Source organism: Pararhizobium sp. P1_E7 (assembly GCF_056405855.1).
In genome coordinates, this window is record NZ_JBFUBH010000205.1 from 1 (window position 1) to 1,481 (window position 1,481).

Annotated in this window: 3 protein-coding genes; all 3 read left to right on the plus strand. The window is 55.7% G+C overall.

Annotated elements, in window-relative coordinates:
* Positions 1 to 510: NAD(P)/FAD-dependent oxidoreductase (locus tag AC1D17_RS28915; protein WP_477568628.1), on the plus strand; the 510-nt coding region annotated here is incomplete at its 5' end.
* A gap of 149 nt (positions 511 to 659) precedes the next feature.
* Entirely contained in the window at positions 660 to 818 is a 159-nt protein-coding gene (locus AC1D17_RS28920; protein WP_162713031.1) for a hypothetical protein, read from the plus strand.
* Between the two features lie 44 nt (positions 819 to 862).
* Positions 863 to 1,481: GntR family transcriptional regulator (locus AC1D17_RS28925; protein ID WP_477568629.1), on the plus strand; the 619-nt coding region annotated here is incomplete at its 3' end.

Below are 1,481 nucleotides of genomic sequence, written 5' to 3' on the forward strand. Positions count from 1 at the left end.
CAGTTGAACTACACGCGGCTTACGAAGGATAACCGCATCATCTTTGGTGGTCGTGTCGGCTATTACTTCAACGACAATACAGACCCCGAGCAGGACCATAAAATTAGTACTTACGAAGTCCTGGCAGGCTATTTCGCTCAAACTTTCCCCCAGTTGCAAGACGTCAAGTTCACACACGCATGGTCAGGCCCTATTGACCTGACAATGCGGCTAGCCGTGCACTTCCAACGCTACTACGGCGGGAAAGGCGTCTATGCGGGCGGCTATTCTGGTTTTGGAGTGACCACGACGCGGTTTGGCGCGCGGGTGGGTCTGGATATCCTCGACGGCAAGCAGAGCGACGACCTCAACCTTGATTTCGCTCGTACGCTGCCGGGAAGGATTCCGCCAGAGCCGTTTCGATGGATCGGGGCAAAGCTGACTATGCATGCTCTGGATGAAGTCGATAAAAAGGGCGGTTGGCGGAAGCAATGGATAAACCTAGTGCACAAGATGGGCTTTCCATTGTGAACGCCTCTTTTGATCTAATGACCGACCATTTGCTGTATTTGTCGACGGGAGGTGAACTAGGGCTGCAGCCTCTGTGCAACTCCTCACCAGAGATCCCACTTATTGGGCGGGCGTTCGGCGAAGCGGCACAGGTTCCGAAGCAGACGTCAATGACGCTGTATATTAGCGGCTCCTTCGAAGTTCTTGAGACCTGCAGGGAATACTGCTTCGACTGGGATCATCGGATCATGAGCATCCAGGACCGGGCGGCAATCGGTCCGCATCGCAGCCGAGAACTCTTGGGCAAGAAAGCACTTGACGCCATTTGAATGTGATGATTGGATAATTGGATACAAAAATCCAGTAGGTGAAAATGTCAGGTTCTTTTGCCACTAGCGTACATCCCGCTTCAACGGCGGAGCAGGAGGCTTATCTCCATCTGCAGCAGGCCTTGCGCATCGGCCGTTACAAGCCCGGCGACCGCTTGATTCCAGAAGAGATCGCATCCGAAATCGGCATGAGCCGCATGCCGGTTCGCGAGGCGTTTCGCCGACTCGCAGCCGATGGACTGGTGACATTGCGCCCCAATCGCGGGTGCGTGGTTGCAGGTCTCACGCTGGATGAAATCCACGAGACTTTCGAAATCCGCTCCGTTCTGGAGGGACTGGCGGTTCGGCTTGCTACACCGAAGATGACGACCGAAATCTTCGAAGAACTGGACCGGCTGCTCGACCGCATGGAGCGTGCCGGACAGTCTGGCGGTAGCGATTGGGTCTCGCACCATCAGGAGTTCCATGCGGTGATCTTCAACCTCAGTGAGCGCCCGAAACTCATCCGTCAGATCACCTCCCTGCATGTGGTGATCGAGCCCTACATGCGGATCTGGTTCGACTGCGTTAACAAACCGCTGTCCGCGCGGGAAGAACATCAGACGCTGATCGACGCCTTGCGTTCCGGCGACCCAAGCCATGCCGAGGCTGTCATGCAGGAAC